The 19453-nt window shown below is 71.9% G+C and carries 19 protein-coding genes, 1 pseudogene and 1 riboswitch; of the genes and pseudogenes, 8 read left to right on the top strand and 12 right to left on the bottom strand.

The window, feature by feature from the left end:
- Nucleotides 1–56: 56 nt before the first annotated feature.
- From ABZ939_RS35825 to ABZ939_RS35815, 3 genes are all read right to left on the bottom strand, one after another.
- The gene (locus tag ABZ939_RS35825) at nt 57–1613 is read right to left on the bottom strand and encodes an ABC transporter substrate-binding protein (RefSeq protein ID WP_361864612.1); all 1557 of its coding nucleotides are present in this window, start codon (nt 1611–1613) and stop codon (nt 57–59) included.
- A 203-nt stretch (nt 1614–1816) separates the two neighbouring features.
- Nucleotides 1817–3157, bottom strand: a complete 1341-nt coding sequence (locus ABZ939_RS35820) for a metallophosphoesterase (protein ID WP_361864610.1) — start codon at nt 3155–3157, stop codon at nt 1817–1819.
- A gap of 12 nt (nt 3158–3169) precedes the next feature.
- Nucleotides 3170–3415 (bottom strand): hypothetical protein, encoded by a 246-nt coding sequence (locus ABZ939_RS35815; RefSeq protein WP_361864608.1) that lies wholly within the window; start codon nt 3413–3415, stop codon nt 3170–3172.
- Between the two features lie 118 nt (nt 3416–3533).
- Between ABZ939_RS35815 and ABZ939_RS35810 the strand changes: the two genes are divergently transcribed.
- Complete coding sequence (locus tag ABZ939_RS35810) at nt 3534–4793, top strand: D-alanyl-D-alanine carboxypeptidase (protein WP_361864606.1); 1260 nt, start codon at nt 3534–3536, stop codon at nt 4791–4793.
- On the opposite strand, the gene ABZ939_RS35805 is transcribed toward ABZ939_RS35810, so the two are convergent.
- The 4 genes and pseudogenes from ABZ939_RS35805 to ABZ939_RS35790 form a co-directional block, all read right to left on the bottom strand.
- Nucleotides 4729–5658, bottom strand: a complete 930-nt coding sequence (locus ABZ939_RS35805) for a YihY/virulence factor BrkB family protein (protein WP_361864604.1) — start codon at nt 5656–5658, stop codon at nt 4729–4731. The genes ABZ939_RS35810 and ABZ939_RS35805 overlap by 65 nt on opposite strands.
- Nucleotides 5646–6080 carry a GtrA family protein gene (locus ABZ939_RS35800; RefSeq protein ID WP_361864602.1) on the bottom strand — a complete coding sequence of 145 codons (435 nt, stop codon included), beginning with the start codon at nt 6078–6080 and terminating at the stop codon, nt 5646–5648. Before ABZ939_RS35800 ends, ABZ939_RS35805 begins: the two co-directional genes overlap by 13 nt.
- Nucleotides 6077–6997 (bottom strand): decaprenyl-phosphate phosphoribosyltransferase, encoded by a 921-nt coding sequence (locus ABZ939_RS35795; RefSeq protein WP_361864665.1) that lies wholly within the window; start codon nt 6995–6997, stop codon nt 6077–6079. The genes ABZ939_RS35800 and ABZ939_RS35795 overlap by 4 nt, the downstream gene beginning before the upstream one ends.
- A gap of 259 nt (nt 6998–7256) precedes the next feature.
- Nucleotides 7257–7769: pseudogene (locus ABZ939_RS35790) on the bottom strand (phosphatase PAP2 family protein); the annotation flags it as partial.
- Between the two features lie 160 nt (nt 7770–7929).
- Here ABZ939_RS35790 and ABZ939_RS35785 point away from each other — a divergent pair.
- Both ABZ939_RS35785 and ABZ939_RS35780 read left to right on the top strand, forming a co-directional pair.
- Nucleotides 7930–9300 carry an FAD-binding oxidoreductase gene (locus tag ABZ939_RS35785; protein ID WP_361864600.1) on the top strand — a complete coding sequence of 457 codons (1371 nt, stop codon included), beginning with the start codon at nt 7930–7932 and terminating at the stop codon, nt 9298–9300.
- Between the two features lie 25 nt (nt 9301–9325).
- Complete coding sequence (locus ABZ939_RS35780; RefSeq protein WP_361864598.1) at nt 9326–10081, top strand: decaprenylphospho-beta-D-erythro-pentofuranosid-2-ulose 2-reductase; 756 nt, start codon at nt 9326–9328, stop codon at nt 10079–10081.
- 139 nt (nt 10082–10220) lie between these two features.
- On the opposite strand, the gene ABZ939_RS35775 is transcribed toward ABZ939_RS35780, so the two are convergent.
- Entirely contained in the window at nt 10221–10808 is a 588-nt protein-coding gene (locus ABZ939_RS35775) for a 2'-5' RNA ligase family protein (RefSeq protein WP_361864596.1), read from the bottom strand.
- 104 nt (nt 10809–10912) lie between these two features.
- Nucleotides 10913–11926: a tryptophan--tRNA ligase gene (trpS, locus tag ABZ939_RS35770; RefSeq protein ID WP_361864594.1), complete on the bottom strand. Its 1014-nt coding sequence runs from the start codon at nt 11924–11926 to the stop codon at nt 10913–10915.
- 56 nt (nt 11927–11982) lie between these two features.
- On the opposite strand from trpS, the gene ABZ939_RS35765 reads away from it, so the two are divergent.
- Both ABZ939_RS35765 and ABZ939_RS35760 read left to right on the top strand, forming a co-directional pair.
- Nucleotides 11983–12588, top strand: a complete 606-nt coding sequence (locus ABZ939_RS35765; RefSeq protein WP_361864592.1) for an RNA polymerase sigma factor — start codon at nt 11983–11985, stop codon at nt 12586–12588.
- Nucleotides 12563–13363, top strand: a complete 801-nt coding sequence (locus tag ABZ939_RS35760) for a hypothetical protein (protein ID WP_361864590.1) — start codon at nt 12563–12565, stop codon at nt 13361–13363. Before ABZ939_RS35765 ends, ABZ939_RS35760 begins: the two co-directional genes overlap by 26 nt.
- Before the next feature lie 16 nt (nt 13364–13379).
- Here the strand turns inward: ABZ939_RS35760 and glyA are convergent, their stop codons facing one another.
- Entirely contained in the window at nt 13380–14669 is a 1290-nt protein-coding gene (glyA, locus tag ABZ939_RS35755) for a serine hydroxymethyltransferase (protein ID WP_361864588.1), read from the bottom strand.
- Between the two features lie 70 nt (nt 14670–14739).
- A riboswitch (ZMP/ZTP riboswitch) is annotated at nt 14740–14830 on the bottom strand.
- Between the two features lie 107 nt (nt 14831–14937).
- Here glyA and rocD point away from each other — a divergent pair.
- Nucleotides 14938–16143: an ornithine--oxo-acid transaminase gene (rocD, locus tag ABZ939_RS35750; RefSeq protein ID WP_361864586.1), complete on the top strand. Its 1206-nt coding sequence runs from the start codon at nt 14938–14940 to the stop codon at nt 16141–16143.
- Between the two features lie 79 nt (nt 16144–16222).
- On the top strand, nt 16223–16918 hold the full coding sequence (locus ABZ939_RS35745) for a polysaccharide deacetylase family protein (RefSeq protein WP_361864584.1): 696 nt from the start codon (nt 16223–16225) through the stop codon (nt 16916–16918).
- Between the two features lie 3 nt (nt 16919–16921).
- Here the strand turns inward: ABZ939_RS35745 and ABZ939_RS35740 are convergent, their stop codons facing one another.
- Nucleotides 16922–18103 carry a glutathionylspermidine synthase family protein gene (locus ABZ939_RS35740; RefSeq protein ID WP_361864582.1) on the bottom strand — a complete coding sequence of 394 codons (1182 nt, stop codon included), beginning with the start codon at nt 18101–18103 and terminating at the stop codon, nt 16922–16924.
- 18 nt (nt 18104–18121) lie between these two features.
- Entirely contained in the window at nt 18122–18400 is a 279-nt protein-coding gene (locus tag ABZ939_RS35735) for a hypothetical protein (RefSeq protein WP_361864580.1), read from the bottom strand.
- Nucleotides 18401–18489: 89 nt separating this feature from the next.
- On the opposite strand from ABZ939_RS35735, the gene ABZ939_RS35730 reads away from it, so the two are divergent.
- Entirely contained in the window at nt 18490–19332 is an 843-nt protein-coding gene (locus tag ABZ939_RS35730; RefSeq protein WP_361864578.1) for a hypothetical protein, read from the top strand.
- Nucleotides 19333–19453 lie beyond the last annotated feature (121 nt).

The following is a 19453-nucleotide window of genomic DNA, read 5'->3' as shown; positions in this document are numbered from 1 at the left end:
CGGGGGCCCCGAGTCGGTACGCGACTCGGGGCCCCTCCGCTCGGAGCAGGGCGCTCCTAGATCCAGCTGAGCTCCCACAGGCGCCAGATGCCCGTGCCGTCGGTCAGGTACTGCGAACCGGCCACGTCGTCCGTCGCCAGGACGTAGTCCTTCTTCTGCCACAGCGGCACCAGCGGCACGTCCGCGGCCACCTCCGACTGGATGGCCTCGAAGTCGTTGGCGGCCGCACCGCGGTCGCTGTACTGCTGCGTGGCGGAGATCAGCGAGTCGATCTTGCTGCTCGCGAAGCCGTTGTGCATCGCGTTGTCGGACCCCACGAGCGGGGCGGTGAAGCTGTCCGAGTCCGGGAAGTCGGGGAGCCAGCCGACGGGGTACGCGTCGTAGTCGCCCCGCACGTACGCCTTCTGGAAGTCCTTCCACTCCGCCTCGACGAGCTTGACCTTGAACAGGCCGGTCGCCTCCAGCTGCCGCTTCAGCTCGGCCGCCTCGGCGCCGTAGGTGGCGTCCTTGCGGTAGCCGAGGGTGAAGGACACCGGGGTCTCGACGTCGGCAGCCTTCAACAGGCTCTTGGCCGTCTTCTTGGACGGCTCGGGATAGGTGTCGTAGAACGAGGTGCTGTGACCGTTGAAGCCCTGCGGGATGAGGGAGTACAGCGGCTCGACCGTGCCGTGGTAGGCGCCGGTGACGATCGCCGGGCGGTCGATGACGGCGGCGACGGCCTGCCTGACCTCCTTCTTCGCCATCGGCGAAGGGGACTTCACGTTGAAGTACAGATTGCGGATCTCGGCGGTCTGCGCCTCGGTGATCCGGGCCGAGTCCTTGCCGCTCCCCAGCGTGGACAGGAACTCCGGCGGCATCTGCCGGTGCGTGACGTCGACCTGCTTGGTCTTCCACGCGGAGGCGAGCTGCTCGGACTCGGTGAAGTACCGGACGACGATCGGACCGCCGGTCTTGGTGAGCGCTCCCCGGTACCTCGGGTTCGGCTCCAGACGGGCGCTCTCGCCGGGCTTGTACTCCTTGAGGACGTACGGCCCCGAACCCTCGACGGTGGTGCCATCGCGCAGCTGCTTGGCCGGGTACTGGTCGCGGTCGACGATCGAGCCGGCGCCCGTGGCCACCTTCAGCGGGAAGGTGGCGTCCCGCCCACTCAGGTTGAAGGTGACCGTCTGGCCGTCGGCCACGACGTTCTTCAGGGTCGGGAAGAGCGGGGCGGGACCGACGTCCGCCTTGATGCCCAGCATCCGCTCGAAGGAGTACTTCACATCCTCGCCGGTGACCTTGCGGCCGCTCGCGAACGTGAGGTCCTCACGGAGCTTGCACTGGTACGTGGTGAGCTTGGCCCCGACGAACTTGCAGCTCTCGGCGGCGTCCGGGACGGGCGTGGTGAAGCCCGGCTTGAAGGTCAGCAGCGACTGGAAGACATTGCTGTACATCGCCCAGGAACCGGCGTCGTACGCACCCGCCGGGTCGAGCGAGGTCACCTCGTCGGTCGTCCCGACCGTGATGGGGTCGTTCCGGACCTCGTCGGAGGGCAGAAGTTGCCAGCCCCCCACCCCGGCGGCCACCAGAACTCCACAAGTGATGAGGATCCGCATACGGACCGTCGACCGCATCGCCGTGCTTCCTTTTTTTGTGCCCACCCCTGGCGCGGCGGCGCCCAGCCGCCGCGATGGCGCCACCCAATCACACGTATTTCACAAGTGGAAGAGTAAACCTTCACACTGCAGGTATATGTCCGGGATAGGGGGACTTCCGGTGACTGGGCAGTACGTATCCACCCCTGCGCGATGAGTGACCCCTTCCGCTCCGTCCCTTGCTACGCCTGCTTCGAGGCCAGTTGCACGAGGGTGATGTCGGAGGGCGCGCCGACCCGGACGGGGGGTCCCCAGGCGCCCGCGCCCCGGGAGACGTAGAGCTGGGTGTCGCCGTACCGCTCCAGACCGGCGACGGTCGGGTTGGCGAGGTCCGCGAGGTAGTTGCCGGGCCAGAGCTGGCCGCCGTGGGTGTGGCCGGAGAGCTGGAGGTCGACGCCGTGACGCACGGCGTCGTGGATGACGATCGGCTGGTGCGCGAGCAGGACGGCGGCCTTGGCGCGGTCGCGGTCGCCGAGCGCGGCGACGAAGTCGGGGCCCTGGCCCTCGCTCTCGCCGGCGACGTCGTCGACCCCGGCGAGGTCGAATCCGGCCGCGATCTCCAGGCGTTCGTTGCGCAGCGGGCGCAGGCCGAGCTCGCGGACGTGGTCGACCCAGGCGTCGGCGCCGGAGAAGTACTCGTGGTTGCCGGTCACGAAGAACGCGCCGTGCCGGGCCCGGAGCTGGGCGAGCGGCTCGGCGGCGGGACCGAGGTTCTCGACGGTGCCGTCGACGAGGTCTCCGACGACGGCGATCAGGTCGGGCTGGGTGGCGTTGATGGCGTCGACGATGCGCTGGCTGTGGGCGCGGCCCAGGACGGGCCCGAGGTGGATGTCGGACACGACGGCGATCCGGTACCCGTGGGCGGCGCGCGGCACCTTGGCGAGCGGCACGGTGACCCGCTTGACGCGGGGCCCGCGCATCACGCCGTAGGTCCCGTACCCGACGGTCCCCACGGCCGCGGCGGCAGCGGCCCCACCGACGACCCGCGACACGAACAGCCGCCGCGACACGGCGGTGGCACCGGCGGCCGGTGCCTCGGGCTCGGTGGGTGCGGGCTCCTCCTCGGGCTCCGTGGGTGCGGGCTCCTCCTCGGCCTCGGGCAGCAGCCCGCCGCCCCCGCCGGCCGCCACGACCGGGGTGCCGGCCCGCGCGGTGTCCTTCGCGATGTCGTTCGCGGAGGCTGCTGCAGGCGCGCCCGTCGCGGCCCGGCGGGCCGGCCACCGGCGCAGGAGCGGCCGGACCGCCTCGCCGACCAGGAGGGCGAGGGTCACGTAGAGCAGCAGCGCCAGCCAGAGGTACCCCGGCCAGGCCACCACCTGCTGGAGCCAGAACGGCGCCCCCGCCCGGCCCGAGACGAGCGCGGCGACCGAGAGCAGGGGCAGCACGAACGCGGCCACCGTCCCCAGGCGCCGTGCCATGCCCCCCGCGACGGTCACATCACGGACCAGCCGCTTCCACACGTACCAGTGGACCCCGCCCAGCAGGGCGAGGACCACGACGACCACCAGCAGGAAGACGAGCACGCGCCCCAACCCCTATCCGCGCTCGCGCCGCAACGCGCGCACACCACGCAACCCGATCACGCCGACCACCGTCCCCAGGACAAAGGACGTGATGGCGAGCAGCAGATGAACCCAGAAGTAGGCCGTCGGGTCGCCCGCGTCGTCGAAGGCGAGACCGCTCCCGTTGCCCGAGAGATTCTTGATGAAAGTGATCCAGATGAACCAGCTCCACACGCCGAACGCGAGCAGGAACCAGGAGACGGGCCGGCTGAGCTTCATAGCCCCAGTATCACCATCCGCCCCCCAGTGCCCGCGCTCGGGGCGTCCGGGTGGACGCCCTGGGACGAACCGCCTGGCGGGGTTCGGATCCCGGATGCGTACCTGTACGTTTTCGATCGTGTCTGCTTCGAAGAAGACCGCTTGGGCGGTCACTGCTGCCGCGTTGCTTCCCCTTGTCGCCGCCTCGCCGGCCCACGCGGACAACAAGGACGACCAACAGCCGAAGCCCCCGGCCCTCATGTCCTCCCTGGGCGGCGCCCTGCTCGCCGTGCCCGGGACCCAGGTGCGGCTCGGGGCGGGGGCACCGGTGCTGCCCAAGGAGCTGAGCGGCCGGTCCTGGATCGTCGCGGACGCGGAGACGGGGGACGTGCTCGCCGCGCACAACTCCCACTGGCCCCTCGCCCCCGCCTCCACGCTCAAGATGCTCTTCGCGGACACCGTCCTGCCGAAGTTCCCGAAGACCACGAGCCACACCGTCGACCCCAAGGAGCTCGCCGGGATCGGCGAGGGCTCCAGCCTCGTCGGGGTCAAGGAGAAGCAGACCTACACCGTGCACGACCTCTGGCTCGGTGTCTTCCTTCGCTCCGGCAACGACGCCGTGCGGGTGCTCGCCGAGATGAACGGTGGCATCCCGAAGACCATCAAGGACATGAACGACCACGCCGACGAGCTCCAGGCCCTCGACACCCACGTCAAGTCGCCGGACGGCTACGACGCCCCGGGCCAGGTCTCCTCCGCGTACGACCTCACCCTCATCGCCCGCAGCGGCATGCAGAAGGCGGACTTCCGGGAGTACGCCGCCACCCCCCGCGCCAAGTTCCCCGGCGAGCAGAAGCCGGGCAAGGCGCGGGAGACCTTCGAGATCCAGAACACCAACCGGCTGCTGACCGGCGCGCTCGGCGTCGCGCCGTACCAGGGCATGGCGGGCGTGAAGAACGGCAGCACCACGCACGCCGGCTCCACCTTCACCGGCGTTGCGGAGCGCAACGGCAAAGTGCTGCTCGTGACGGTGATGAACCCGAACTCCAAGGAGCAGCACGCGGTGTACAAGGAGGCCGCCCGGCTCCTCGACTGGGGCTTCGCGGCGTCCGGGAAGGTGAAGCCGGTCGGCGAGCTCGTCCCCCCGAAGTCCGCCCGTACGAACCCGGGGACCGAGAGCGACGGCTCGGCGCCCGCCCCCGGCAAGAACGCCCCCGGGACGACGGCCGGAGCGGCCGCCAGCACCGCGTCCGCGGAGAAGTCCGGCGGGGTCGGGATCGCCCTGGCCGTGGCCGGCGGGGTCCTGGTGGTGCTCGCGGGCGGGGTCTTCCTCGTCAACCGTCGCTGGCCGCTGCCGGAGCTGGTCGGTCGCCGTCCCCGGTCCCGTCCTCGTCCTTAGCCGGAGGCTCGGCCTCGGGCGAGTCGGTCGAGGTCCAGGCCGCGCAGTACAGCAGCAGCTTCGCGGTGAGGTTGATCCACAGCAGCAGCGCGACGGGGACGCCGAACGCGCCGTACATCGACTTCGCCGCGACGCCCCTCATATAGCCGCCGAGCAGCAGCTTCAGCAGCTCGAAGCCGATCGCGCCCATCACCGCGGCCACCACCAGGCGGCGGCGCGGCGGCTCGACGCCGGGGAGCAGCGTCAGCACGTACAGCAGGATGAGGAAGTCGGCGACGGCGGCGACGGCGACCGCGGCGGTCTGGAGCAGGACGCCGCCCGCCCCGCCGCCGGAGATCCCGAGCTGCTCGGCGCTCCAGCCGATGGCCGTGGACCCGAGCCAGGACGCGGCGAGCGAGCAGACCCCGACGCCGCCGAGCCCGAGCAGCACGAGCGAGTCCTTCCCCTTGCGCAGGGCGATGTTCCCCTCGTCCTTGTCGTCGATCCCCCACACCGCGCGCAGGCAGTCCCGCATGTAGCCGACCCAGCCGATGCCCGTGACGAGCAGCAGCGCGCCGGCGACGATGCCGACGGTGCCCGCGTTGTCCACGAGGCCGCTGATGTTGAGCTGGTCGGAGATGCCGGGGACCTGCTCGGCGATCTTCGCCTCGATCTTGTCCAGTTGCTCCGTGCTGAGCAGCGCGGCGCCGATCGCCGCGGCGACGGTGATCAGGGGGAAGAGCGCGAGGAAGCTGATGAAGGTGATGGCGGCGGCGAGCCGGGCCCAGTGGACGGAGTCGAGGGTCTCGTACGAACGCCAGGCGTGGGTCCGCATGAGCCGAGTGACCCAGGGGCCGATGACGGGGAGCTTGGTCAGCCAGTCCATGTCGTACGCGTACCCCTTGCTCCGGCAGCCGAACGGAACACGATCGTCCGGGTTCCCCAGAATCGCAGACAGGTCGCGAGAACCATGCCGACACCGAGTCCTGACACCGTGTCGGCCCGCGCGGAGGTGAGTCCGAGGCCGTAGTGGGAGACGCCGAGGCAGAACAGCTGGACGGCGGCGCCCGCGAGATTCACGGCGAAGAAGACGGCGTACTCGCGCAGCCCGACCGTCCGCCGGCGGTACGTGCCGAGGGCGTTGCCCAGGTACGCCACGGTGCATCCGGCGAGGAAGGAGAGCACCTTCGCGGCGATCGGGTCGAACGCGGCGGGGCCGCGCAACCAGAGGAAGAGGACGAGATCGGCGCCGTACGCGGCGAGTCCGGCGACGGCGAAGCCGGCGAGTTCGCGGTGGAGAACCTTCACAGGTCCGCGACCGCCATGCCGTACATCGCGGCCCAGACCAGACCGATGACCGCGAGCGGCCGGTCGCGCAGGACGACGTCCTCCGGGGCACCGGCCGTGCCACGGTCGGCGAAGACGGCGTAGCGCAGCACGGCGAGGATGAACGCGATCATGGAGAGCTGGCGCCAGGGCAGCAGACCGGCGTTGGCGACGCCACCGCTCTCCAGCGCCCAGAGGCAGTAGCCGAGGACGGCGACACCGGCGGCCAGCTGCCAGACGAAGCGCAGATATCCGGTCGTGTACTGGGTGAGCAGCGCACGGGTCGCGCCCTGGGCGTCCTCCATCTGCACGGCCTCGGAGTACCGCTTGGCGGCGACCATGAAGAGCGCGCCGAAGCCGGTGGTGATGAGGAACCAGCGGGAGAGCGGGATCGCGAGCGCGACGCCGCCGATCATCGCCCGCATCAGGAACCCGGTGGTGACGACGGCGAGATCGACGACGAGGACGTGCTTGAGTCGCACGCAGTACGCGCACTGCATGACGAGGTACGCGATGAGGAGCGCGGCGGTCATGGCGTTGCACAGGACCGCGCCGGCGACCGCGGCGCCGAGACCGAGGAGGACCCCGGTGACGTACGCGACGGGCACCGGGACGAGCCCGGCGGCGACGGGGCGGAGGCGCTTGACGGGGTGGGCGCGGTCGGCGGCGGCGTCGCGGGCGTCGTTGACGAGGTAGACGGCGGACGCGGCGGCCGTGAACAGGGCGAAGACGAGGGCGAGTCGGGCGGCTGCGTGCCAGGAGACGAGCTGACCGGCGGCGACGGGTGCGGCGAGGACGAGGACGTTCTTGACCCACTGCCGGGGCCGTGCGGTCCGCACGAGCCCGAGCCCCACGGCGAAGACCCGTCTCCCGCCGGTCCGCTGCCGCCCCTGGACCAGGGAGGGATGCTGCTCGAGTACCGCGACTCCGGTGGTCCGCTCAGCCACGGCGACCACCGGCGAGGAAGGCCAGGTCTCGGGACCGGAGCCTGGCGGGCCCGGACGCCACGCGCGCGTGGCGCAGTGCCGCCGCACGCGCGCGTGGCATCGCGCTCGCGCCCGGCCTCGCGTGTGGCGTCGCGCCCGGCGTCGCGTGTGGCGCGCTCGGCCTCGCGTGTGACATCGCGCCCGGCCTCGCGTGGGGCGCGCCCGGCGTCGCGCGCAGCCAGCCGCGGCCCAGGGCCGCCGTCGCCGCGCCGAGGAGGGCGCCGGCCGCCACGTCCGTCGGGTAGTGGACGCCGACGACCAGGCGGGAGACGCACATCGCGGTCGCCGCCGGGGCGGCCAGACGGCGGACGGCCGGGTGCAGGGCCCCGAAGACGACGACCGCGGCCGCCGCGGAGGTCGCATGGGAGCTGGGGAAGGAGTGCCGGCCCGCCGTGCGGACCAGGGGCTCGTACTCCGCCGTCCCCGGCCTCGGCCGCCGCACCACCCGTTTCACGCCCATGCTCGCCAGGTGCGCCGCGGCGATCAGCGCCGTGCCCCGCAGCCAGCCGGTCCGCCGCTCCGGGTCCACCGCCGCGCCGGTGACTCCGGCCGCGAGCCACAGCGCGCCGTGTTCACCGGTGAAGGACAGTGCGCGGGCGGCCGTCGCCACCGGTGCGCGCCGCCCGCAGCGGCGCAGGGCGGCGAGGAGCCTTCGCTCCGCCCCGGCCCAGTCCCCGTATCGCATCGGCTCCGCCTCCCCGGTTCTCGGTCAACCAGGGGTGACTCTGACCCGGTGGGTCGGCGACCGCACGGCAATCTTTCCTGACACTCGTTTAATCACCCATTTCGACGAACCGTAGGGCAAAGCAGGCATACACCACATGCCGGGCGATACGGTCGCGTCCATGGCTGCCGAGACCGACATCCCCAGCGAACCCCTCACCGGCTGGGGCCGCACCGCACCCACCCTCGCGCGCGTGCACCGCCCCCGTACCTACGAGGAGGCGTCCGAAGCGGTCCGCGCGTGCGGTGCCCGCGGTTCCATCGCCCGCGGCCTCGGCCGCGCCTACGGCGACGCCGCCCAGAACGCCGGCGGCTCCGTCCTCGACATGACCGGCCTCGACCGCGTCCGCACGATCGACGTCACCGCGGGCGTCGTCGTCTGCGACGCGGGCGTCAGTCTGCACCGGCTGATGGAGGTTCTGCTTCCGCTCGGCTGGTTCGTCCCCGTCACGCCCGGGACCCGCTACGTCACGGTCGGCGGCGCGATCGGCGCCGACATCCACGGCAAGAACCACCATGTCTCCGGCTCCTTCACCCGCCATGTGACCTCCCTCGAACTCCTCACCGCCGACGGGGAGATCCGTACGGTCACCCCCGGCACCGATCTCTTCGACGCCACCGCGGGCGGCATGGGCCTGACCGGTGTGATCCTCTCCGCGACCCTCCGGCTCCTGCCCGTCGAGACCTCGCTGATGGCCGTCGACACCGAACGCGCCACGGACCTCGACGACCTGATGGCCCGGCTCACCGCCACCGACCACCGCTACCGCTACTCGGTCGCCTGGATCGACCTGCTCGCCCGCGGCGCCGCCACCGGCCGGTCCGTACTCACCCGCGGCGACCACGCCCCGTACGACGCGATCCCCCTCCGGAACCGCCGCGCCCGCCGCGCGCCCCTCGCCTTCCGCCCCGGGCGGCTCCCGGCCGCGCCCGCGCTCGTCCCCGAAGGACTGCTCGGCCGGACCACGGTCGGCCTGTTCAACGAGGTCTGGTACCGCAGGGCGCCCCGCAGCCGGACCGGCGAACTCCAGCGGATCTCCGCCTTCTTCCACCCCCTGGACGGCGTCCCGCACTGGAACCGGATCTACGGACGCGGCGGCTTCGTGCAGTACCAGTTCGTCGTCGGGTACGGGCAGGAGGAGACCCTGCGCCGGATCGTGAAGCGGATCGCGCGGCGCGGCTGCCCGTCGTTCCTCGCCGTACTGAAGCGCTTCGGCGACTCCGACCCGGGCTGGCTCTCCTTCCCCGTGCCCGGCTGGACGCTCGCGCTCGACATCCCGGCCGGCATCTCCGGACTCGGCGTGTTCCTCGACGAGCTGGACGAGGAGGTGGCGGGCGCGGGCGGCCGGGTCTACCTCGCGAAGGACTCCCGGCTGCGGCCCGAACTGCTGCACGCCATGTATCCGCGGCTCGCCGACTTCCAGGCGCTGCGCGCCGTGCTCGACCCGCGGTCCGTCTTCACCTCCGACCTCTCCCGTCGTCTCGCCGTCTGATTGCTCTCTGAGGAGTTTGATCGTCATGAAGGACGCCTTCGGCACCCCGCAGTCCCTGCTGCTCCTCGGCGGCACCTCCGAGATCGGGCTCGCCACCGCCCGCCGGCTGATCGCCCGCCGCACCCGTACGGTCTGGCTGGCCGGGCGCCCCTCCCCCGCCCTGACGGCCGCCGCCGACTCGCTGCGGGTGCTGGGAGCGGAGGTGCACACCGTCCCCTTCGACGCGCTCGACCCCGAGTCGCACGCGGAGCGTCTCGGCAAGATCTTCACCGAGGGCGACATCGACATGGTGCTGCTCGCCTTCGGGATCCTCGGCGACCAGGCGCACGACGAGGCCGATCCGCTCGCCGCCGTCCGGGTCGCCCAGACCAACTACACGGGGGCGGTCTCCGCCGGGCTCGTCTGCGCGGCGGCGCTGCAGGCGCAGGGGCACGGCTCGCTGGTGGTGCTCTCCTCCGTGGCCGGGGAGCGCGCCCGCCGCGCCAACTTCATCTACGGCTCGTCCAAGGCCGGTCTCGACGCGTTCGCACAGGGGCTCGGGGACGCGCTGCACGGGACGGGGGTGCAGGTGATGGTCGTGCGGCCCGGGTTCGTACGGTCGCGGATGACGGCCGGTCTCGAGGAGGCCCCGCTGGCGACCACGCCGGAGGATGTGGCCAGGGCGATCGAGCTGGGGCTGCGGCGCCGCTCGGAGACGGTGTGGGTGCCGGGGGCGCTGCGGATGGTGATGTCGGCGCTCCGGCACGTGCCGAGGGCGGTGTTCCGGCGCCTGCCGGTGTGATTCCCGAGGGGGATGCCGAGAGGGCGTCGTGGAGCCTCGTGGGGACGTCGAGGGGGCGTCGTGGGACGTCGTGCGGCGTCGAGGGGGCGTCGTGGAGACGATCGGCCGGCGGCCGGGGTGCGGGCCCTCGCCGGGGCGATCAGCCGGCGGTCGGGGTCGGCGTGTCGACCGGGGTGCCCTGGGCCGGGACCGCGGAGACCGTGCGGCCGCCGAACTCGTACGTGTGCAGCTTGCGCCAGACCCCGTCCGGCCCCTGCTCGTACAGCGCGAAGGACGAGCAGGTCCAGGCCGCCTCGAAGTCGCCCAGCTCCTCGTACGCCCGGTCCATCGCCTCCTCGGAAATGCCGTGCGCCACCGTGACGTGCGGGTGGTACGGGAACTGCAGCTCGCGCACGAGCGGCCCGGACTCGTCCCGCACCCGCTCCTGGAGCCAGGAGCAGGCGGAGACGCCCTCGGCGAGCCGGACGTACACGACCGGTGACAGCGGGCGGAACGTTCCGGTGCCGCTCAGCCGGACCGGGAAGGAGCGGACGCCGGCCGCGACCTCGGCGAGATGCGCCTGGATCGCGGGCAGCCGCTCCCGGTCGACCTCCGTCGGCGGGACGAGGGTGACGTGCGTGGGGATGCCGTGCGCGGCGGGATCCCCGAAGCCCGCGCGCCGCTCCTGGAGCAGGCTGCCGTAGGGCTCCGGGACCGCGATCGAAACGCCGAGCGTTACGGTCCCCACGTCGTTCTCCTCCGTCGTCGTCTCTTCGGGATGGTGGGTGGTGCAGCCGCCAGTGTGCGGCCTGCACCGCCCTTAGTGCCAGAGTCCTCGGTCTCGGGTCCCGGTCAGTGCTTCGCGGGCAGGAAACCCACCCGCTCGTACGTCTGTGCCAGGGTCTCCGCGGCGACCGCGCGGGCCTTCTCCGCGCCCTTGGCCAGGATGGAGTCCAGCGTCTCCGGGTCGTCCAGGTATTCCTGCGTGCGGGCCCGGAACGGCGTGACGAAGTCCACCATGACCTCGGCCAGGTCGGTCTTCAGCGCGCCGTACATCTTGCCCTCGTAGCTCTTCTCCAGGTCGGGGATGCTCGTCCCGGTGAGCGTGGACAGGATGGTGAGCAGGTTGGAGACGCCGGCCTTGTTCTCCGGGTCGAAACGGATCACCGTGTCGGTGTCGGTGACGGCGCTCTTGACCTTCTTCGCGGTGGTCTTGGGCTCGTCGAGGAGGTTGATCAGGCCCTTGGGCGTGGACGCCGACTTGCTCATCTTGATCGTCGGGTCCTGCAGGTCGTAGATCTTGGCCGTCTCCTTGAGGATGTACGGCGCCGGGATCGTGAACGTCTCGCCGAAGCGGCTGTTGAACCGCTCGGCGAGGTCGCGGGTCAGCTCGATGTGCTGGCGCTGGTCCTCGCCGACCGGGACCTCGTTGGCCTGGTACAGCAGGATGTCCGCGACCTGCAGGATCGGGTACGTGAAGAGACCGACGGTGGCCCGTTCGGCACCCTGCTTGGCGGACTTGTCCTTGAACTGGGTCATGCGGGAGGCCTCGCCGAAGCCGGTGAGGCAGTTCATGACCCAGCCGAGCTGCGCGTGCTCGGGAACGTGGCTCTGGACGAAGAGCGTGCAGCGTTCCGGATCGAGACCGGCGGCGAGCAGCTGGGCGGCGGCGAGCCGGGTGTTGGCGCGCAGCTCCGCGGGGTCCTGCGGAACCGTGATCGCGTGCAGGTCGACGACCATGTAGAAGGCGTCGTGAGTCTCCTGCAGGGCGACCCACTGGCGGACGGCGCCAAGGTAGTTGCCGAGGTGGAACGAGCCTGCGGTGGGCTGGATTCCGGAGAGCACACGGGGACTGTCAGAGGCCATGCCCATCATTCTCTCAGGTGTGGGAACCGATCCCCGACTACCGGTGTATCAAAGGTGTGAGGACGCGGGAGGGGGGCCTGATCGCGATCGATGAGGCCGCGGTGATCGCACGGGTACGCGCCGGGGAGGCGGAGGCGTACGCGGCGCTGGTCCGCGCGCACACGGCGGTCGCGCTGCGGGCGGCGGTGGCGTGCGGGGCCGGCGCGGAGGCCGAGGACGTGGTGCAGCAGGCCTTCTTCAAGGCGTACCGGTCGCTGGGGCGGTTCAAGGAGGGGGCCGCGTTCCGGCCGTGGCTGCTGCGGATCGTGGTCAATGAGACGAGGAACACAGTGCGCTCGGCGGGGCGGCAGCGGGCCGTCGCGGGGCGGGAGGCGGAGCTGCTGGCGGGCGAGCCGCTGATACCGGACGGGGCCGACCCGGCGGTGGCGGTGGAGGAGGACGAGCGGCGGCGACGGCTGCTCGCGGCGCTGGACGGGTTGAGCGAGGACCACCGGCAGGTGGTGATCCACCGGTATCTGCTGGAGCTGGACGAGACGGAGACGGCCGAGGCGCTCGGCTGGCCGCGAGGGACGGTGAAGTCCCGGCTGAGCAGGGCGCTGAAGAAGCTCGGGCTGGCATTGGAGGGAGGTGACGAGCATGACGGACGACGGGCTCTCGGATGAGCTGCGGGACCTCGGACGGCATCTGAGGGTGCCGGACGTGGACGGGGAGACCATGGCCGAGCGGGTGCTCGCTCAGCTTCTGACGGAGCAGGTGCCGACGCCGGTCCCGCGGCGGCGGTTCGCGTGGGCGCGACGGGCGTGGCTGCCGTTCGCGTGGCTGCGCGGGCGGTGGAAGGCGCTGATCGCGGCGCTCTCCGGGGTCCTGGTGGTCCTGGTGCTGACGCCGCCGGTCCGGGCGACGGTGGCGGACTGGTTCGGCTTCGGTGGGGTGGAGGTGCGGTACGACCCCGGGGCGCACCCCGCTCCGGGCGCGGCGGTGCCGGGGTGCCCCGACCCGGTGCCGCTGGAGGAGGCAGCTCGGAGGGCCGGCTTCACGCCGCTGACACCGAGCGCGCTCCGCACGCCGGACGCGGTCTCGGTGACCGGCTCGGCCGAGCGGGGGCGGGCGGTGGTCAGCCTGTGCTGGCGCGGGGACGGTGGTCGGACGGTCCGGCTGGACGAGTTCCCGGCGCGGCTCGACATGGGCTTCGGCAAGCAGGTCCAGACGCATCCCGAGTGGGTCGACATGCCGGACGGGGACCAGGGCTACTGGTTCGCCGAGCCGCATCTGCTGCGCTTCCCGATGACGGACGCGAGCGGGGAGGAGTGGACCCACTCCATACGCACGGCGGGCCCCACGCTCCTCTGGACGAGGAACGCGGGAGCCCTGACCCTGCGGCTGGAGGGCGAGCCGTCCCTGACGGAGGCCCGCCGGATAGCCGGGTCGGCGGGCTGAGCGCCCGTCGGCCGGATCAGACCGGGAGTCCCGGTGCCGGGAAGGCCGCCATCAGGTCCGCGACCTCGGCGCGGATCGTCCGGAGCGCGTCCTCGTCGCCCGAGCCCGCCGCCGCGACGCCACGGTCGATCCAGTCGGCGACCTGTGCCATGTGCTCCGTGCCGAGACCGCGGGAGGTGAGGGAGGGGGTGCCGATGCGGACGCCGGAGGGGTCGAAGGGCTTCCGGGGGTCGTAGGGGACGGTGTTGTAGTTGACGACGATCCCGGCTCGGTCGAGGGCCTTGGCGGCGACCTTGCCCGGGACCTCCTTGGGGGTGAGGTCCATCAGGATCAGGTGGTTGTCGGTGCCGCCGGAGACCAGGTCGAAGCCACGGGCGAGCAGTGCCTCGGCGAGGGCCTTGGCGTTGGCGACGACCGCGTGGGCGTAGTCACGGAAGGAGGGCTGGGCAGCCTCGCGCAGGGCGACGGCGATGGCGGCGGTGGTCTGGTTGTGCGGGCCGCCCTGGAGGCCGGGGAAGACGGCCTTGTCGAGGGCCTTGGCGTGCTCCTCGCGGGACATCAGCATGGCGCCGCGCGGGCCGCGCAGGGTCTTGTGGGTGGTGGTCGAGATGACGTCGACGTGCGGGACCGGGGAGGGGTGGGCGCCGCCCGCGATCAGGCCGGCGATGTGGGCGACGTCGGCGACGAGCACGGCCCCGGACTCGCGGGCGATCTCGCCGAAGGCGGCGAAGTCGATCGTGCGGGGCAGGGCGGTGCCGCCGCAGAAGATCACCTTGGGCCGCTCCTTGAGCGCGAGGTCGCGGACCTGGTCGAAGTCGATGAGCCCGTTGTCCTGGCGTACGCCGTACTGCACGCCGCGGAACCACTTGCCGGTCGCGGAGACGCCCCAGCCGTGGGTGAGGTGCCCGCCCATCGGCAGCGCCATGCCCATCACGGTGTCGCCGGGCTCCGCGAAGGCGAGGTAGATAGCGAGATTGGCCGGGGAGCCGGAGTAGGGCTGCACATTGGCGTGGTCGACGCCGAAGAGGGCCTTGGCCCGCTCGATGGCGAGGGTCTCGACCTGGTCGATGTTCTGCTGGCCCTCGTAGTAGCGGCGGCCGGGGTAGCCCTCGCTGTACTTGTTCTGCAGGACGGTACTGGAGGCTTCGAGCACGGCCTGGGAGACGTAGTTCTCGCTGGGGATCAGCCGCAGGGTCTCGGCCTGCAGCCGCTCCTCGGCACCGACGAGCGCGGCGAGTTCGGGGTCGGTGGCGGCAAGGGCCGGGTGGTGGGAGGGAAGATCGGCAGCGTGCGGGGTGTCGTTCATGGCGTTCCTCCGGGCATGTCGTCGGTTCCCGGGGTACTGCGAGGTTCGCGGCACCACTCGGGACGGGGTCCGGTGGTGCCCAGGCGGGCGGCACCTCGTGTGGTCTGCCGCGCGCGGCTCCCCCGGGGTCGCTTCCCCGTACGCCAGTCGCCGCGCGTGTTTCAAGCCTAGCGGGCGCGCCGTCACCCAGGTTTCTTCATCCGGCATCCGAGCGACGATAGAAAAAGGGGCCACACCCGCCCCTGGCCGCAGGACGAACGGAGATCCCGTGTCGAGGACGCAAGACGCGATCGCTTCCGCGGAGGCGCACAGCGCTCACAACTACCACCCCCTGCCCGTCGTCGTCGCCTCGGCGGACGGGGCATGGATGACCGATGTCGAGGGCCGCCGCTACCTCGACATGCTCGCCGGGTACTCGGCGCTCAACTTCGGGCACGGCAACCGGCGGCTGATCGATGCCGCGCGGGCGCAGCTGGAGCGGGTGACGCTCACGTCGAGAGCGTTCCACCACGACCGGTTCGCGGAGTTCTGTACGCAGCTCGCGGAGCTGTGCGGCAAGGAGATGGTCCTGCCGATGAACACGGGCGCGGAGGCGGTCGAGACGGCCGTGAAGACCGCGCGGAAGTGGGGGTACGAGGTCAAGGGCGTGCCGGACGGCCACGCGAAGATCGTGGTCGCGGCGAACAACTTCCACGGCCGGACGACGACGATCGTCAGCTTCTCCACGGACCACGAGGCGCGCGACCACTACGGCCCGTACACGCCGGGGTTCGAGATCGTCCCGTACGGGGATCTGACGGCGATGGAGCGCGCGGTTACCGCGCACACCGTGGCGGTGCTCCTTGAGCCGATCCAGGGTGAGGCGGGGGTCCTGGTGCCGCCCGCCGGATATCTGCGCGGGGTGCGGGAGTTGACCCGGGAGCGGAACGTGCTGTTCATGGCGGACGAGATCCAGTCGGGCCTCGGCCGGACCGGGCGGACGTTCGCCTGCGAGCACGAGGGCGTGGTGCCGGACATGTACATCCTGGGCAAGGCGCTGGGCGGCGGTGTCGTCCCGGTCTCGGCGGTGGTCGCGGACCGCGATGTGCTCGGTGTGTTCCGGCCGGGTGAGCACGGGTCGACGTTCGGCGGGAATCCGCTGGCGTGTGCGGTGGCGCTCGAGGTGATCGCGATGCTGCGGACCGGGGAGTACCAGCAGCGGGCCACCGAGCTGGGCGAGCATCTCCATGCCGAGCTGCGGCTGCTGGTGGGCGCGGGGGCCGTCGAGGCGGTGCGTGGGCGCGGGCTGTGGGCCGGGGTGGACATCGTGCCGTCCCGGGGCACGGGCCGGGAGATCTCGGAGAAGCTGATGGAGCGGGGTGTGCTGGTGAAGGACACGCACGGTTCGACGATCCGGATCGCGCCGCCGCTGGTGATCGGCAAGGAGGATCTGGACTGGGGCCTGGAGCAGCTGCGGGCGGTGCTCTCGGACTGAGCGGGTCCGCTCGAGAGGGCGGCGGTGGCGGCAACTCGGGGCATTGACACGGCAGTTGGTCTAGGCCAATGATGCGGCCATGCCGAGACCCCGTCTGCGCCGCGCCCTGCGTGGCGCACTCGCCGCCCTCGTCCCGCTCGCGCTGCTCGGCGCGTTCGGTGGACCCGCGCACGCCGCCCCCGAGGCGGCCTGGCCCGAGCCCGTCCCCGTCGTCAGCCACATCAAGACCGACGACCCGGTCGTGTTCATCACCATCGACGACGGCTGGTACCACGACCCCGCCGCCGCGAAGATCCTGCTCGACCGGCGGGTGCCCGCCTCGCTCTTCCTGCTCCCGGGCGCCTACTCGTACGACTCCGGCTACTTCCACACCCTGCTCGACCAGGGCCGCTCCCGCGTCGAGAACCACACTGTCAACCACCCCGACCTGACCACCCTCGACGCGGCCGGCCAGAAGGCGGAGGTCTGCGGGGCGCGCGAGCAGCACCTCGCCCAGTTCGGTGACGGTCCGCGCCTGCTGCGCCCGCCCTACGGGACGTACGACGGGACGACCCGGACCACCGCCCGCGCCTGCGGCGCGAAGGCCCTGGTGACCTGGACGTACGACCTCACCACCTGGGGGCAGTGGACCCCGCCGACCCCGCGGCTCGAGGCCGGCGACATCATCCTGCTGCACTTCAACGAGACCCTGGAGCAGGACCTCACCCGCGCCCTCGCCGCAGCCGAGGCCGCCGGTCTGAGGCCGGCCCCCCTCAGGGAGTACGTCCCTGAGTAACGGTCAGAGAATGACGTGCGGCAGGAAGCGGGCGTACTCGTCCGTGATCAGGCCCGCCGACTCGCGGATCCCGAGCCCTGCCGCCTCGTTCTCGACGACCCACGCGCCGAGCACGACCCGGTTGCCCTCGAAGTCGGGCAGCGGGGCAAGCTCCTGGTAGCAGCAGGGCTCGTCGCGGACCGCGGGAGCCGCACCCGGCTCGTGGACGGTGACGCCCGCGCCCTCGCGGCCGAGGAGCGGCTTGGCGACGTAGCCGCCGCTCTCGGCCAGCTCGCGCGGGCCGTCGAGGTACGCCGGCAGCAGGTTCGGGTGGCCCGGGTAGAGCTCCCAGAGGATCGCGAGCAGCGCCTTGTTGGAGAGCAGCATCTTCCAGGCCGGCTCGATCCAGCAGGTCGTGCCCGTACCGCCGCCGTTGTCGAGGGTGTCCAGGACGTACGGGCCGAAGCGGTCGGTGGCCAGCCACTCCCACGGGTAGAGCTTGAAGCAGCTGCGGATGAACCGGAGCCGGTCGTCAACGAACCGCCCCGACAGACGGTCCCAGCCGATCTGTTCGACCGACAGCGCCTCCGTGTCGAGCCCGGCCTGCTGGGCCGTCTCGCGCAGATACGCCACCGTCATCAGGTCCTCGCCGAGCTCGTCCCCGTCGGAGTGGACGAAGTGCACGGGACCGGGCGGCAGCAGCGCGGCCTGCCGCTTCCAGGCGTCGACGAGCCGCTCGTGGAGCGAGTTCCACTGGTCGGCGCCGGGGAAGCGCTCCTCCATCCAGAACCACTGCGGGCTGGCGGCCTCGACCAGGGAGGTGGGGGTGTCGGCGTTGTACTCCAGCATCTTGGCCGGGCCCGTGCCGTCGTAGCGGAGGTCGAAGCGGCCGTAGAGGGAGGGAAGTTCGGCGCGGCGGCGCCAGGACTCGGCGACGAGGGAGGCGAGCCGGGGGTCGGTGAGGCCGAGATCGGCGAAACGGTCCTGCTCGACGATGTGCGCGGCCGCCGCCAGACACATGGCGTGCAGCTCCTCGACGACCTCCTCCAGGGCCTCGACCTCGGGCAGGGTGAAGGAGTAGTACGCGCTCTCGTCCCAGTACGGGCGCAGAGAGCCGTCGGGATAGCGGGTGAGGGGGTAGACGAGCCCCTGCTCCTCCACCGTCTGCTGCCAGCCGGGCCGGGGGTCGATCGTGTGCCGCTGCATGTCGTACGGTCCGTCCGCTCAGCCGCCGCCGGAACCGGAGCAGCCGAAGCCGCCGGTGTCGACGGCCGTCTTGTCGAAGCTGCCGCCGCTGACCCTGTTGTCGCTGACGCTGCCGCCGTAGTAGTACGACCCGCGGGTCGAGCTGCCGCTGCCGCTCTCGCACTCGTAGCTCGGCAGTTTCTCGCGGGTCAGCGGGTCGACACACCGCCGGTCCGGCTCGGAGCCGCAGGACGTGATCGTCGCCGCCAGCACCCCCATACCGCCGAGCACGACCGTGCTCGACCTCAGCCTGCGCATGTCATTCCCTCTCATCGCCTGGTCGCGACCGCACAGTTTAGGCCGGTGTCCGAGCGCCCTCGCACTAGAGTCCCTTTGTGCTCTTCGGGTTGATTTGTGCGCTGGGTTCCTCGATCTGCTTCGGTACGGCGTCGGTGTTGCAGGCGCTGGGTGTGCGGGCGGCGAAGCCCGGGACGGGTGGCGGGGTCGATGTCGCGCTGTTCTGGCGCGCGGTGCGGCAGTGGCGGTACCTGGCGGGACTCTCGCTGGACGGGATCGGTTTCGGGCTGCAGATCGTCGCCCTGCTCACCCTGCCGATCTACACGGTCGGCGCGGCGCTCGCGGCCAGTCTGGCGGTCACCGCCGTCGTCGCCTCGCGGATGCTGAAGGTCCAGCTCAGCCGGACGGAATGGGCGGCGGTGGCCGTGGTCTGCGGCGGGCTGGCGATGCTGGCCTTCGCCTCGGGGACGGAGGGGGAGGGAACCGGATCGCCGGAACTGCAGTGGGCCATGCTCGCGACCGCCTTCGGGGTCCTCGGGATCGGTGTCGTGGCGGGACGGCTGCCGGACCGGCCACGGGCACTGGCGCTGGGGCTCGGGGCCGGGTTCGGCTTCGGGGTGGTGGAGGTGGCGGTCCGTCTGATCGACGGCCCCGACCTGACCAATCCCGCCTGGTACGCGCTGCTCGTGGGCGGTGGGGCGGCATTCCTGCTGCTGGCCTCGGCGCTCCAGCGGGGTTCGGTGACGACGGCGACGGCGGGCGCGGTCCTTGGCGAAACGATCGGCCCGGCGCTCGTCGGCGTGGTCTGGCTCGGCGACACCACACGCGAGGGCCTGGCGTGGCTGGCGATCCTCGGCTTCACGATCGCGGTGGCGGGGGCGCTGGTCCTGGCCCGCTTCGGCGAGGCGCCGGTACGGGAGCCGGAGGCCCCGAAGACGACGGCGGGCCGCTGACACCCGCTCAGCCCGCTCCCCCCGGGCCCGTTGTGGGCATTCGTTCCGCTGGGGCGGAACGGGTGGGCACAACGGACGGCGCCCTTGCGGGCGCCTCCGCCCCTCGTGCCTGCGCCCACCG

This window comes from Streptomyces sp. NPDC046712 (assembly GCF_040645695.1).
GTDB lineage: Bacteria > Actinomycetota > Actinomycetes > Streptomycetales > Streptomycetaceae > Streptomyces.
This window is presented reverse-complemented; position numbering and strand designations above follow the sequence as displayed.